This is a genomic window from Klebsiella sp. JB_Kp042 (assembly GCF_040065275.1).
Lineage (GTDB): Bacteria > Pseudomonadota > Gammaproteobacteria > Enterobacterales > Enterobacteriaceae > Klebsiella > Klebsiella quasipneumoniae.
Genome location: NZ_JBEAJL010000105.1, coordinates 20,823 through 34,132, shown reverse-complemented (window position 1 = coordinate 34,132; position 13,310 = coordinate 20,823). Strand labels below are relative to the sequence as shown.

General features: G+C 61.0%; 12 protein-coding genes and 1 pseudogene. 9 read left to right on the top strand and 4 right to left on the bottom strand.

The features are described 5' to 3' along the window. Positions 1 to 173: 173 nt before the first annotated feature. Positions 174 to 2,246, bottom strand: coding sequence for a TonB-dependent siderophore receptor (locus ABLV54_RS22790; protein WP_087827095.1), 2,073 nt, complete (start codon positions 2,244 to 2,246; stop codon positions 174 to 176). Positions 2,247 to 2,750: 504 nt separating this feature from the next. On the opposite strand from ABLV54_RS22790, the gene ABLV54_RS22785 reads away from it, so the two are divergent. The 9 genes and pseudogenes from ABLV54_RS22785 to ABLV54_RS22745 all read left to right on the top strand — a co-directional run bounded on the left by ABLV54_RS22785 (position 2,751) and on the right by ABLV54_RS22745 (position 10,793). Beyond that, on the top strand, positions 2,751 to 3,572 hold the full coding sequence (locus ABLV54_RS22785; RefSeq protein ID WP_032453205.1) for an ABC transporter ATP-binding protein: 822 nt from the start codon (positions 2,751 to 2,753) through the stop codon (positions 3,570 to 3,572). Next, a complete protein-coding gene (locus ABLV54_RS22780) occupies positions 3,569 to 4,594 on the top strand; it encodes an iron ABC transporter permease (protein WP_085551005.1) in 1,026 nt (341 codons plus the stop codon). Before ABLV54_RS22785 ends, ABLV54_RS22780 begins: the two co-directional genes overlap by 4 nt. Then, on the top strand, positions 4,591 to 5,643 hold the full coding sequence (locus ABLV54_RS22775; RefSeq protein ID WP_048297701.1) for an iron ABC transporter permease: 1,053 nt from the start codon (positions 4,591 to 4,593) through the stop codon (positions 5,641 to 5,643). The genes ABLV54_RS22780 and ABLV54_RS22775 overlap by 4 nt, the downstream gene beginning before the upstream one ends. Continuing rightward, complete coding sequence (locus tag ABLV54_RS22770; RefSeq protein ID WP_072413321.1) at positions 5,633 to 6,610, top strand: ABC transporter substrate-binding protein; 978 nt, start codon at positions 5,633 to 5,635, stop codon at positions 6,608 to 6,610. Before ABLV54_RS22775 ends, ABLV54_RS22770 begins: the two co-directional genes overlap by 11 nt. After that, positions 6,576 to 7,509: pseudogene (locus ABLV54_RS22765) on the top strand (MurR/RpiR family transcriptional regulator). Before ABLV54_RS22770 ends, ABLV54_RS22765 begins: the two are co-directional and overlap by 35 nt. A 92-nt stretch (positions 7,510 to 7,601) precedes the next feature. Next, positions 7,602 to 8,369 (top strand): basic amino acid ABC transporter substrate-binding protein, encoded by a 768-nt coding sequence (locus tag ABLV54_RS22760; RefSeq protein WP_008804504.1) that lies wholly within the window; start codon positions 7,602 to 7,604, stop codon positions 8,367 to 8,369. 63 nt (positions 8,370 to 8,432) lie between these two features. Then, positions 8,433 to 9,197: an amino acid ABC transporter permease gene (locus tag ABLV54_RS22755; protein ID WP_004151161.1), complete on the top strand. Its 765-nt coding sequence runs from the start codon at positions 8,433 to 8,435 to the stop codon at positions 9,195 to 9,197. Continuing rightward, positions 9,184 to 9,906, top strand: coding sequence for an amino acid ABC transporter ATP-binding protein (locus ABLV54_RS22750; RefSeq protein WP_050533464.1), 723 nt, complete (start codon positions 9,184 to 9,186; stop codon positions 9,904 to 9,906). The genes ABLV54_RS22755 and ABLV54_RS22750 overlap by 14 nt, the downstream gene beginning before the upstream one ends. A gap of 299 nt (positions 9,907 to 10,205) precedes the next feature. Beyond that, positions 10,206 to 10,793: a DUF1062 domain-containing protein gene (locus ABLV54_RS22745; RefSeq protein ID WP_226564047.1), complete on the top strand. Its 588-nt coding sequence runs from the start codon at positions 10,206 to 10,208 to the stop codon at positions 10,791 to 10,793. 129 nt (positions 10,794 to 10,922) lie between these two features. Here the strand turns inward: ABLV54_RS22745 and ABLV54_RS22740 are convergent, their stop codons facing one another. The 3 genes from ABLV54_RS22740 to ABLV54_RS22730 form a co-directional block, all read right to left on the bottom strand. Further along, complete coding sequence (locus tag ABLV54_RS22740; RefSeq protein ID WP_072420007.1) at positions 10,923 to 11,315, bottom strand: VOC family protein; 393 nt, start codon at positions 11,313 to 11,315, stop codon at positions 10,923 to 10,925. Positions 11,316 to 11,355: 40 nt separating this feature from the next. Then, positions 11,356 to 11,790, bottom strand: a complete 435-nt coding sequence (locus tag ABLV54_RS22735; RefSeq protein ID WP_226564045.1) for a VOC family protein — start codon at positions 11,788 to 11,790, stop codon at positions 11,356 to 11,358. A gap of 115 nt (positions 11,791 to 11,905) precedes the next feature. Then, a complete protein-coding gene (locus ABLV54_RS22730) occupies positions 11,906 to 13,105 on the bottom strand; it encodes an MFS transporter (RefSeq protein WP_110238235.1) in 1,200 nt (399 codons plus the stop codon). Between the last annotated feature and the right edge of the window lie 205 nt (positions 13,106 to 13,310).

Genomic DNA, 13,310 nt, shown 5'->3' with positions numbered 1-13,310 from the left:
GTGCAAGCGCAGCGCCGCCCGGCAATGGACATCCGGCGCCATGCGCCACGATTTTACCCGGTGGCGGCTGCGCCTTACCGGGCCAGCGATCTCTACAAAAGGGGAAGGACCGTAGGCCGGTGCAAGCGCAGCGCCGCCCGGCAATGAGCATCCGGCGCGACGCCATGTACGGCTTAAAAATCCATCTTCACCGTGAACTGTACCTCACGCGGATCGCCAATCTGATTGCCGAGGTTATTGGTGCCGATGGAAGAGGTGTAATAGGTCTTATCAAACAGATTCTTCACATTCACCTGCAGCGTCACCGGATACTGCAGCTTCATCTTATAGGCGGCGAACACGTCCGCCACCGCATAGCCCGGTAGATAATAATCCGCGCCGTTGGTGCCGGAGCGCTTGCTGAGCGCATGGCCGCCGCCGCCCACCGTCAGGGTGTTGCTGTTGTAGACGTTATGAATGTCATAGGTCAGGAACAGCGAACCGGTGTGTTTCGGTACGTTCGGCAGCGGTTTCCCGGCGTAATCCGGATCTTCCAGCACTTTGGCGTCGGTGTAGCCGTAGCTGGCGATCACGCTGAGGTTATCGGTGATGGACCCCGCCAGATCCACTTCCACGCCCTGGGAACGCACCTTGCCCGCGGTTTTGGCCACCGTCTCATCGCCAATGCTCTCGGTGTACAGCACATTGCGCTTATGAATATCAAACAGCGCGATATTGGCGGTAATGCCCTCCAGCAGGTCGAATTTGGCGCCCACTTCGTAGGAGGTGGACTCTTCCGGCGGTAGCTCGCCGATATAGCTGGCGATCGACGACTGCGGCATAAACGACTGGGCGACGTTGGCGAACAGCGACACGTTCGGCGTCACTTTGTAGACCAGGCCGGCTTTCGGCGTCCATTTCTCATCGCGGCTGTCGGTATTGACGTTAAACGGTCGGCCTTTACCGGCGTACTGGGTGTAATACTGGTAGCGCACGCCGGCGACGGCGATCCAGTTGTCGGTCAGGTACAGCGCGTCCTGCACGTAAGCGGCATAGCTCTCCTGCTGGATCCGCTGATCGCTGTCGGACGCGGAGACGGTATTGCAGGTGTCGAGGGTGCCGTAGACCGGATGATAGATATTAAAGCCTTTCACGTTCTTGCAGCGCAGCATATCGGTGCGCAGCAGATCGTAATTCTCATAGGCGACGCCGGTCAGCAGTTCGTTATAAAAGCCGCCCACCACCACGTTGCCCTGCAGGTCGGCGCGGGTCGAGTGCATCTTCTGCGTGGAACCATGGGTACCATCGACCCGGCGGGTCAGGTTGCCGGTCGCCGAATCATAAGCCATTACTCGCGCCTGGTTATCGTTATAGTGATCCTGGCTGTAGCTGTAATCGAAGCGCGCGGTCCAGGCGTCGTTCAGGCGATACTCGGCGTTGAGCTGGGCGAGGTCGGAATAGCCATCGGTAATATTAAACGCTTCATCGAAGCGGGTTTTGCGATCGACGTTCACCGCATGGCCGGTATTCAGATCGAAAATAGTGCCGCGGTCAAAGGGCGCGCTGTAGTCGCGGTGCGAATAGGACGCGGTCACCGTCGCCCGGTCGCCAAACCAGGTCAGGGAAGGGGCGATAAAGCGGCTTTTGTTTTTACCGAAATTGCGCCAGTAATCTTCATTCTGATAGTCCCCAATCAGCCGGTACGCCAGATTCGTGCCTTCGATGGGGCCGGTGACGTCGACGCTGCCGGTACCGCCGCCAAAGCTGGTGGACGTCGCGGAAACCGAACCGGAGAACTGCCGCTCCGGACGTTTGGTGATGACGTTGATCAGCCCGCCGGGGTCGAGAATACCGTACAGCGTCGAGGCGGGTCCCTTCAGGACTTCCACCCGTTCGGTGGCGGCGTTAAAGCTGCGCGGCAGAACGGTGCGCAGACCGTTGGTCATGATCGAGCCGTCGCGGTTAGCGCCGAAGCCGCGGCGGGTAAAGGCGTCCTGGGTGCCGCCGAGGGTGTTGGTTTGCACCACGTTGGCGACGTTATACAGCGCCTCGTCGAGCGAGGTGGCGTGCTGATCTTCGAGAACCCGGTCGCTGACGGTATTCACCACCTGTGGAATATCCAGCAGCGGCATCGAGGTCAGCGTCGCGGTAGAGGAGCTGAGCGGTTGATAGCCGCTGGTGGCGCTCTGCTGGGCGCCGTCGGCCACCACGGTGATGGTCTCTTCCGCGTCGTTGTTACCTTTCGCCGCGTTATTTTCCGCGGCCATTAATCCCGGTGAGGCTAAAAAAAGAAGCGAAAAAAGCGCCCGCCCTTGCAATGAGGTGAAGGCGACATGGGGTTGAGTCATTATCTTTTTCTCGTGAACGAATCTGCCTTTGCGGTCAGATAAAGCCAATAAAATCATTGCCCTGAATAATAAAAACACGCGATTTAGCGTCTGAACGCGCCTTTCTACGTGTAATTGAGAATCATTCAATCATGAAGGAATGTAGTAGTAAACGTTATACAAGATAAAAAATCAGCGGCGGGGTACAGGGCGTTTTAAACACCTCCATCAGGGAATATCCTGTGGTTATCTATTTGATATTATTTTATTTTAATTCTATTGCGTTGGCGCGGCCTCGCTGTAGTCATCGTCCGCGCCTGAAGACGATGGCGACTATTGACTACTACATTCATCCCCGTCATGATCAAAAGAGAATGAGATTTATTTTGATTTGACTGCAGAATGTCCAGCCTCGCCTGGAACGCTGCGGCGCAGGAGCGAGTTATGCCACAGCGGGTGACACCTGCAGAGCAGGGGATCGTACTGGATGCCCTGTCGGCCGGCTACGGCCAGACCCTGATCGTTGACGACATCAACCTGACCATCCCCACCGGCAAAATGACAGTGCTGGCCGGGGCCAACGGCTCCGGCAAATCCACGCTGCTGTCGACCATCGCCAGGATGCTGAAACCGCTCGGCGGCAGCGTGCGTCTGGACGGGCAAGCCATTCATCAGATGCCGACGAAGGCCGTCTCGCGCCAGCTCGGCATCCTGCCGCAATCGCCGCTGACGCCGGAAGGGTTAACGGTTTTCGAACTGGTCTCGCGCGGTCGCTTCCCGTGGCAGGGGCTGATGCGCCAGTGGTCCGACGCCGATGAGCTGGCGGTGGAAGAGGCGCTGCGCTTAACGGGCACCCGCGAGTTCGCTCATCTGCCGGTGGACAGCCTCTCCGGCGGCCAGCGTCAGCGCTGCTGGATCGCCATGGCGCTGGCCCAGCAAACGGCGACCATTCTGCTGGATGAACCGACCACCTGGCTCGACCTGCGCTATCAGGTCGATATTCTCGAACTGCTCCAGACCCTGACCCGCGAGCATGGCCGCACGGTGGTGACGGTGCTCCATGATCTTAACTTTGCCGTCAACTATGCCGATCTGCTGGTATTCCTTAAACAGGGGCGCATCGCCGGGACGATTAGCGACGGTGAAGTCTGTAGCCCTGAGCTGATTAAACGCGTGTTTGACGTTGACGTGCAGATGTCGATTAACCCGCAAACCGGCAAACCGTTCTTTATGCCGTTTCGCGCCCGCCAGGCGGCGGCACAATGAGCGTGGTTAGCCTGCATCCCGCGCGGCGGCGCGCCCGTCCCCGGCTGGCGCTGCTCCTGCTTACGCTGCTGCTTATTGCCGGCTCGCTGGTGCATCTTGGCCTGGGCGCCCGCTGGATCGCCCCGCAGACGGTGCTGCAGGCGCTGCTGGAGTACAACCCGCGTAACTTCGATCAGCGGATAATCGTCGAACTGCGCCTGGTGCGGCTGGCGGCGGCGCTGCTGACCGGCGCGGCGCTCGGCGTCGCCGGGCTGCTGCTGCAGACGGTGATCCGCAACCCGCTGGGCGAGCCGCATATCCTCGGCCTTAACGCCGGCGCGTCGCTGGCGGTGGTGGCGACCTCTGCGCTGGGGCTCTCCTTCGGCGCTTTCCCCGCCGCGCGGCCGCTGACGGCCGCCTGCGGCGCGGCGCTGCTGTTCGGCGGGGTGATGGCGCTGGCCTCTGCCGGTCGCGGCGGAGCGACGCCGCTGCGCATCACGCTGTGCGGGGTAGCGCTGTCGGCGTTTGCGTCGGCGGTGACGGCGGCGATATTAATTCTCGATGAACAAACGCTGCTGGCGATGCGCACCTGGCTGGCGGGCGATCTGGCCGGGCTGAACTGGAGCACGCTGCGGACGGCGCTGATCCCGGCGCTGATCGGCCTTGGCGTTGCGCTGTTCCTTGCCCCGCGCCTCAACGTGCTGGCGCTGGGGGATAAGGTAGCGCTGGGCCTCGGCGTGAACCTCGTCCAGACCCGGCTGCTGGGCCTGCTGGCGATTGCGCTGCTCTGCGGCGCGGCGGTGGCGGTGGCCGGCCCGATCGGCTTCGTCGGGCTGGTGGTGCCGCACGTGGTGCGCCGTCTGGTGACGGAAGATATCCGCCTGGCGCTGCCCCTGGCGGCGCCGGTGGGGGCGCTGGTGCTGCTCCTGGCGGATATCGCCGCCCGGACGCTGGTCGCCCCTCAGGAGCTGGCCACCGGGGCGATGACCGCCCTGGTGGGCGCGCCGCTGTTTATCTTTATCGCCGCGAGGTTTTTTAAATGATGCGCGCCGTCCATCGGGCCGGCTTTAGGCCGCTGGTTTTCGCTTCCCGCCAGCTGCTGCTGCGCCCGGCGGCGCTTAACATTGCCGCCTTAATGCTGCTGATGCTGCTGGCGCTGGGGCTGTACAGCCTCAGCCGCGGCAGCTATCCGCTGCCCGCGTCGACGCTGGCGCGGGCCCTGCTGGCGCCGCAGGAGATTGGCGAGCAGCCGCGCTTTATTCTGTTTGATATCCGCCTGCCGCGGATCCTGATGGCGCTGCTGTGCGGGGCTATGCTGGGGCTGGCCGGCGCGGCGATGCAGAGCATCACCCGCAACGGGCTGGCCGACCCGGGGCTGATCGGCGTCAAAGAGGGGGCCAGCATCGTGGTCCTGGCGCTGGTGCTGTTTTTCCCGGCGGTAGGCCTGGTCTGGCGGCCGCTGGCGGGAATGGTCGGCGGCGTGGCGGTGGCCCTGCTGGTCCTGACGCTGGCGCGCGATTGCTCGCGACCGCGCTTTATTTTAATTGGCGTCGGCGTCTCATGGACCCTGGCGGCGGCGGTCGGCATCTTTATGACCACCGCCGACGTTCGCGACGTGCAGACGGCGATGATCTGGCTGGCGGGCAGCCTGCAGGCCGCCACCTGGCCGCTGCTGGCGGTGGCCTTTTGCTGGGCGCTGCCCGGAGCCATCATCCTGTTCTGTACCGCCCGGGCTGCGGACGCGGCGCTGCTGGGCGACCGGACCGCCATCGGCCTTGGGGTGCGTCTGCAGCAGCTCACGCTGCTGCGCTTTTTCGCCCCGGTGCTGCTGACCTCGGCCAGTGTCTCCTGCGTCGGCAGCCTGGGCTTTGTTGGCCTGATGGCGCCGCATATGGCGCGTTTTGTGCTGCGCGGCGGCCAGGTATCGCTGCTGAGCGGAAGCGCGCTGATTGGCGCCTTGCTGGTGCTGGTGACCGATACCCTTGGCCGGCTGGCGTTTGCGCCGCTGCAGATCCCGGCGGGGATTGTTATTGCCCTGGTGGGCTGCCCGTTTTTTGTTGTCTTGCTCTGGCGTCGCCGCGATGCCCTTTAACCAGGAAGGTATTATGCGTTGGTTCGTCTCATTGCTGCTGTTGCTGACGGGGGCCGTCAGCGCCGCCGACCCACAAACTCAGACTTTTACCGATGATTTAGGCCGCACGGTCACCGTCCCGCTCCATCCGCAGCGTATCGTTTCGATGCACGATCTCGACATTACCATTCCGCTGATTGAGCTCGGGGCGCCGCCCATCGCCAGCCACGGCAGGACGCGGCCGGATGGCAGCCACTATCTGCGCTCCAGCGCCCAGCTCACCGGCGTCGATTTCGACAATAGCGATATCCGCTTTATTGGCACCGCCGATATCGATCTGGAAGCGGTGGCCGCCGCCAGGCCGGATCTGATCATCACCGAGCCCAGCCGTCACGTGTCGGTGGAGCAGCTGGAGAAGATTGCCCCGACGGTGAGCATCGACCATCTGCAGGGCAGCGCCCCGGAGATTTACCGCAAGCTGGCGCAGCTGACCGGCACCCAGCCGCGGCTGGCGATCCTCGAGCGCCGCTATCAGGAGCAAATCAAGCAGCTGAAAGCGATGGTTAACCCGTCGCAATACAGCGTCTCGGTGATCCAGGCGAACAACGGCAAGGTCACGGTGCATCATTCTTACCACGCGCTGGGCCGGGTGCTGCGCGACGCCGGGTTCCGCTTTCCGCCGTTGATTGAGCGGATCCCCGACGGCCAGCGAATTGACGTCAGCGCGGAACAGCTGCCGGAGCTGGACGCCGATTTTGTCTTCGCCACCTGGCGGTCGGATACCGGCGGTAAGCCGCAGGATGAGCTGCAGGCGATGGAAGGGGTGATGCCCGGCTGGTGCGACTTTATGCGCGCCTGCCGCACCGGGCGCTATATTTTGCTGCCGCGGGAGGAGGTGATCTCCAACTCCTACGCCGCGCTCTCTCTGATGGTGGCCCAGGTGCAGTCGCATATTGCCGGCAGGCCGATCCCGGCGGTGGCCAAATGAAAAGCGCGGTAAAAAAAGAGAAGGGGCGGGTCGACCTGTTCGGCGAACGCTATCGCGCCCGGGCGCATCAGCTCTCTCCCCGCCTGCGGGCCGTGGTCAGCTATATCAACGACAACCGCGAGGTGGTGCTGGAGCAGACGGCGATGGAGATCGCCACCGCGACCCAGACCTCTGACGCCACGGTGGTGCGCGCTATCCAGGCGCTGGGCTTCGCCGGGCTGCGCGAGCTTAAGCAGACTATGGAGCGCTGGTTCGGCACCTCGGTCACCTCGGCGGAAAAGATGCGCTCGACGGTCACCGCACTCGCCAGCGACGTCAATTCCAGTATTGATTTTGTGCTTGAAGGGCACCAGCGGGTCTGCGAGGTCCTGTCGCGGGCCGACAACCGCGCGGCGGTGGCCCAGGCAGTGGCGTTGCTCAGCGACGCGCGCCAGGTGGGGATCTTCGGCATCGGCGCCTCGGGGATCCTCGCCGAGTACACCGCCCGGCTGTTCAACCGCATTGGCCTGCCGGCTTACGTGATGAACCGCACGGGCTTTAGCCTCGCCGAACAGCTTATCGGCCTGCAGCGCGGCGATGTGCTGATCATGATGGGGCAAAAATCCCCCCATCGCGAAGGGATGACCACCCTGCGCGAGGCGAAGCGGCTGGGAATTCCGACCATCCTGCTGACCCAGGCGGTGGACTCGCGCTTCAGCCAGGAGGCGCAGGTGGTGATCGACGTCCCGCGCGGCGGGGACAGTAGCCGGATGCCGCTGCACGGCACGGTGCTGGTCTGTCTGGAGATGATTGTCCTGTCGGTGGCCTCGACCACGCCACAAAAAACGGTGAAATCCCTGAAGCGAATCAACGACCTGCACCGGGCCATCGGTAAATCCGGCGGTAAACGGGCCAGTTGATAAGATAATTCACCAGCGGGAAGGTTTCCGGTTGCATACAAAAGTAAGTGTGTGTATTTTTATGCAAAATAAATGCATAAAAAGGATATCTCATGGTTAAGAATTTGCTCAAAGCGTGTTTCATGATGGCCGCGCTGACGGCAGCCGGACAGGCGGCTGCGGAAACCTACACCGTCGGCTCCGGCGGCACCTACCGGCCATTTGAATTTGAAAACAGCCAGAAACAGCTGGAAGGTTTTGATATCGACATCATCAAAGCCATCGCCAAAGCCGAAGGCTTTGACGTCAAACTGGTCAATACCCCATGGGAAGGTATCTTCGCCACGCTGAACACCGGCGACCGCGACATCATCATCTCCGGGATCACCATCACCGATAAACGCAAACAGATGGTCGATTTCTCCGCGCCGTACTTCCCGGCCGAGCAGTCTATCGTCGTCGCCCAGGATTCGCAGGTCGATTCCCTCGCGGCCCTGAAAAACGAGAAGGTCGGGGTGGTGAACTCCAGCACCGGCGATATCGTGGTCTCTGAGGTGCTGGGCAAAAACAGCACGGCGATCAAGCGCTTCGACAATACCCCGCTGATGCTCCAGGAGCTGTTCGAGGACGGCGTCAGCGCCGCGGTGGGTGACGTCGGGGTGGTGAAGTACTACATCAAACAGCACCCGGAGAAGCAGTTCAAGCTGGTGCCGGATGCCAAATTTGAACGCCAGTATTTCGGTATCGCAGTGGCGAAAGGCAACAGCGAACTGCTGGGCAAAATCAACGCCGGTCTGCAGAAGATTGTTGCCGACGGAACTTACGCCAAAATCTATAAAACCTGGTTCGACGACAACGTGCCGACGCTGCCAGCGCAATAACCCACCTTTTTCAGTGACCACGGCTATCGCCCAGGCGATAGCCGTATTTTTTAGGGAAGGACTATGACGGGATTCCGTTGGGAGATCATCGAGGAGTACGGCCCGCTGTTTGTGGACGGCGCCCTGATGACGATTAAATGTACCATTATCTGCGTGATCCTCGGGACGCTGTGGGGGTTAACCCTCGGTCTCGGACGGATGGCGAAGGCCGAGCACGGGCCATGGAAATATATTCTCCGCTACCTGGTGCAGTTTCCGGTGCGCTTTTACGTTAGCGCCTTCCGCGGTACGCCGCTGTTCGTGCAGATCATGGTGGTGCACTTTGCGCTGGTGCCGCTGTTTATTAACCCGCGCGACGGCCTGCTGGTGACCAGCGGCCTGATGAGCGCCGACTTTGCCCGCGAGCTGCGCGCCAGCTACGGGGCGTTCCTCTCCTGCATTGTGGCGATCACCCTTAACGCTGGCGCCTATGTGTCGGAGATTTTCCGCGCCGGCATCCAGTCGATCGACAAAGGGCAGATGGAGGCCTCCCGCGCGCTGGGCATGCCGTGGTGGAAAACCATGCGCAAGGTGATCCTGCCCCAGGCGTTTCGCCGCATTCTGCCGCCGCTGGGCAACAACGCCATCGCCATAGTCAAAGACTCGTCGCTGGCCTCGGCGATAGGCCTGGCCGATCTGGCCTACGCCGCGCGCACCGTCTCCGGCGCCTACGCCACCTACTGGGAACCCTACCTGACCATCTCCCTGGTCTACTGGGTGATCACCTTCCTGCTGGCGCAGCTGGTTAACCGTCTGGAAAAGAGGTTTGGCAAAAGTGATTCACATTAATAACTTACATAAGCGCTTCGGCGACAGCCACGTGCTGCGCGGCATCAGCTGCGACATTAAACCGCAGGAAGTGGTGTGCATCATCGGCCCCTCCGGATCGGGGAAAAGTACCTTTCTGCGCTGTATGAACGCCCTCGAGACGGTCAGCGAAGGCGAGGTGGTGGTCAACGGCTTTGCCGCCCACGACCGCGCTACCGACCTCAACAAGATGCGCGAAAGCGTCGGCATGGTGTTCCAGCGCTTTAATCTGTTCCCGCACATGACGGTGCTGGAAAACCTGATTATGGCGCCGATGAATCTGCGCAATATGCCGCGCCAGCAGGCGGTCGACCTGGCGGAAGCCTTGCTGGCGAAGGTGGGCTTAAGCGATAAGCGCGACGCCTGGCCCTCGAGTCTGTCCGGCGGCCAGCAGCAGCGCGTCGCGATTGCCCGCGCGCTGGCGATGAAGCCGTCGATTATGCTGTTCGATGAGCCCACCTCGGCGCTGGATCCGGAGCTGGTGGGCGACGTGCTGGAGGTGATGAAAAACCTCGCCAGCGAGGGGATGACCATGGTGATCGTGACCCACGAAATGGGCTTTGCCCGCGAAGTGGCCGACCGGGTGATCTTCATCGACCAGGGCGTGATTCAGGAAGAGGGCAAGCCGGGGCAGATCTTTAGCGCGCCGACCAACCCACGCACCGCCGCGTTCCTCAGCAAGGTGCTATAAACCGGGCGGGCTGGCGCCAGGCCAGCCCGCTGAGTGTTGTCAGATATATTGATGATGTTTTTCATCATCAGTATAAACATTGACTGAGCTCATAAATCCCGCGACGACTCCTTTGTTAATCTCCGGGTATCGCTTTGGGCTTCTCCAGGAATATAACGTTGGAAATCTTTTTTTAACCCACTGAAAAATAGCGATTAACTATTTTTCATACGCCAAAAATCATGGTCCGTTAATGACGGATCCGGTTTCGTATGGGTTAAAAAAGGTACGTTATGACAGTTACATGGACGGTCACGCCCGTGGGGTATCAGCACATTGCCAAACGCTGCCCCTCCTGCAATGTACAACGCGACTTCGCCCCTTCCGGCGCCATCCGGGTGAATTCGCAAAAGAAGTTGCTGGATATCTGGAGCATCTATAAATGCACGCACTGCGATTACACCTGGAATATCGCCCTGTTTTCCAGGCTGCACGTCAGCAAGATTAACCGCGAACGGCTTCAGCGTCTGAGGCAGAACGATGCTGCCATGGTTCGCTATTATGCCGCTGACCTCGCGACGCTGAAGCGCAACGGCGCTGTGCTGTCGGGGCAACCTGATTTTCGTATTCAGGAGCATTGGTCGGTCAGGCTGATGGCTTGCCCGCAAATAATGGTGCGCGTTCGGGTCCTTCAGCCTTTTCGCGTCAGCCTGCTATCAATACTGAAAAAGCAGCTCAAGCTGAGTACGGCTGATATCCGGTGGTTGATCGCGACAGGGCAGATCAAGGGTATTCCACTAAAACAGCTCAAGACGAAAAAGCTGAAGGCGCTGGAATATCATTTTCAGCTGGCGGCGGAAACGCTGTATGCGCGACGCCGGATTACGTTATCACTTCGCTGTAGATAACTCGTCGGGAAGATAAGCCGTAGCGCTTTAACCGCGGTTTTTCGTTATTCTCAATGGAATCAGGACGGCGAAGTCGGCCGTCCTGAATTACTCATTACTGCCTGAAAAAGGCACTTCCGCAGCAGCCATTCAAGCTGCCGACGCATAATAAACAAACGCCAGCTTATTGCCGTCGGGATCGCGGACGTAGGCGCTGTGAAAGCCGTCGCCATACTGCGGACGGTGACCGGGCGCGCCTTCGTCACGTCCGCCGAGTTGCAGGGCGAGGGCATGCAGTTCTGCAATATGTTCGACGGAGCGGGCGTTAAGCGCCACCATCGTTCCATTGCCCACCCCGGCAGGCTGCTGATCAAAGGGGACGCCCACGCACAGCCCGCAGGTATGGTTGTCATTGAAGGTGCCCCATGAGGCGCCTTGTTCGTTACGGCCGGCTTTGGCGTGCCCCAGCAATGCCATTAACGGATCATAGAACTCGATGGCGCGTGGTAGATCGTTCGTTCCCAGCATAATGTATGAAAACATAGTGTCCTCCTGTTGCGGGCAAAAGGTGACTTTCGCCCGCTTACTGCGTGAAGCGGATGGCAACAGACCCGGCGCTGCGCTCAGCCTCGCCATGGTACACCGCCTCAATATTATTCCCCTGCGGATCCAGCACAAAAGCGGCATAGTAACCAGGATGATAGTGTCGTTCGCCAGGCGCGCCGTTATCGCGGCCACCATGGGTCAGCGCCGCATGGTAAAAAGCGTCCACCATGTCGCGATCTCTGGCCTGGAACGCCAGATGGTGGCGCCCTGTCAGTTTCCCGGCGGCCTCCGGGCTGTGGCGTGAGGCCACCACCAGTTCGTCAGCCAGCAAGTATTCATTGGCGGTGGCGATCGCCGGGATCTCCAGCGCCGACAGTACGGCGGTATAGAAGTTTTTGCTTGCCGCAAAGTCTTCGACAACCAGCAGAATATGATCGATCAATCTGCCACGATGTAAGGTATTGCTTTCCATGGAATGTCCTCCTGGCAGGGGGGCCGGCAATGGTTAACAGCAGTGAGCCAGCAAAAACAGGATGCCCTCCGGTAAGGGCCATAAAAAAGGCTGGCGCCAGGCCAGCCCGTCAGGACTACTGCGCGGACTCCGTCGCTTCGTCCATGTCCTCTTCCTGCTCACTGGCAAGCAGGGTTTTCTCGTTTTTACACAGACACTGGATCAGCAGGAACAGCACGCCGCTGGCCACCAGGGTGGCGATCAGGCCATCGTAGCCGGTGATGCCGATCAGCATGCCGCTGACTACCGGCCCGGCGACGCTGCCGGCGGACCAGAAAAAGCCGAACAGGGCGTTAATCATAATCAGCTTCTGCCCGCTAAAGGTTTTCCCCGCCCGCACCAGCGACAGGGTATACAGCGCCCCCGCCGCGGCGCCCAGCAGCAGACAAATGGCCATCAGCTGAATGCGTGAGCCGAGCATCAGCGGCAGGGCCAGCAGCGACAGGCTGAAGACCACCGCGCAGGCCAGATGCACGCGGCGAATGCCGACCCGGTCGGCCAGCCAGCCGAGCGGGGTCTGGAACATCGCATCCCCGGTAAGCACCACGGTCACCAGCAGCACCGCCATTCCTTCATTAAGCCCCTTGTCCATGCCGTACAGCGGCAGCAGGGCGAGGATGCTGGCGTCGAAGAAGGCGAAGCAGAAGACCCCGGAGGCCAGTACCGGCAGGAAGGCGCCGAGGCTGCGCCAGCTGGCGCGCTCCCCAAGGCTTTCGCGGGTGCCGGTGGGCAGATGGCGCAGCATCAGCAGGCAGACGGCGGTGACCGCGACGATCGCCATCAGCGCCGAGGCCTGCCAGGCGGGGCCGACGGAGATCAGCAGCGGCCCGGCCAGCTGACAGCCGGTAAAGGCCGAGGCGTAGATGCCGGTGAGGGTGGCGCGCTGGCTGCCCGCCGCGCCGCCGGTGATCCAGCTTTCGCCCAGTACGATAATGACCCCGGAGGCCAGGCCGGTCAGCAGGCGCGGCAGCAGAAGCAGCGTCATATCGGTGGTCATGCATGAGGCGATGGTTGCCAGCGCCAGCAGGATCAGACTGCCGCTCAGCAGCACGCCCATTTCAACGCGCCGGCACAGCGCAGGAGAGAGGAAAGAGGAGATCATCATGCCGGCGGGCGGCAGGGCGGCCAGCAGGCCGACGTACAGCGGCGCAACCTGCTGCTGCGCCAGCTCAAGACTGATTAACGGCACCGTATAGCCGGTGATAAATCCCACGAGCGACGCGGCCATGATCATCGCCAGCGTGGGGGCAAGACGATTCTGGTCTGGGTTAAACATTTTATTTCCGATGACGGAGAGGTCAGTAGTGGATCCTTCGGCAAATTGCCGTCCTGAGTTGCATAATAATTAATCGCCTGGCCGTTGTCACCGTTGAAATCACTACCAAAAAAGGTCCGCCCGGCCGCGGCTGGCGTGTACGCCGCGCCGCCGCCGCATTTCGTGACGTTGTCAGCGTGTTAACGACAGGATATAACGGAGGGAG

Coding starts and splice junctions, on each gene's coding strand:
- ABLV54_RS22760 (WP_008804504.1), top strand. CDS start 7,602: ATGGTTAAGAATTTGCTCAAAGCGTGTTTCATGATGGCCGCGCTGACG.
- ABLV54_RS22785 (WP_032453205.1), top strand. CDS start 2,751: ATGCCACAGCGGGTGACACCTGCAGAGCAGGGGATCGTACTGGATGCC.
- ABLV54_RS22780 (WP_085551005.1), top strand. CDS start 3,569: ATGAGCGTGGTTAGCCTGCATCCCGCGCGGCGGCGCGCCCGTCCCCGG.
- ABLV54_RS22770 (WP_072413321.1), top strand. CDS start 5,633: ATGCCCTTTAACCAGGAAGGTATTATGCGTTGGTTCGTCTCATTGCTG.
- ABLV54_RS22775 (WP_048297701.1), top strand. CDS start 4,591: ATGATGCGCGCCGTCCATCGGGCCGGCTTTAGGCCGCTGGTTTTCGCT.
- ABLV54_RS22755 (WP_004151161.1), top strand. CDS start 8,433: ATGACGGGATTCCGTTGGGAGATCATCGAGGAGTACGGCCCGCTGTTT.
- ABLV54_RS22730 (WP_110238235.1), bottom strand. CDS start 13,105: ATGTTTAACCCAGACCAGAATCGTCTTGCCCCCACGCTGGCGATGATC.
- ABLV54_RS22735 (WP_226564045.1), bottom strand. CDS start 11,790: ATGGAAAGCAATACCTTACATCGTGGCAGATTGATCGATCATATTCTG.
- ABLV54_RS22790 (WP_087827095.1), bottom strand. CDS start 2,246: ATGGCCGCGGAAAATAACGCGGCGAAAGGTAACAACGACGCGGAAGAG.
- ABLV54_RS22740 (WP_072420007.1), bottom strand. CDS start 11,315: ATGTTTTCATACATTATGCTGGGAACGAACGATCTACCACGCGCCATC.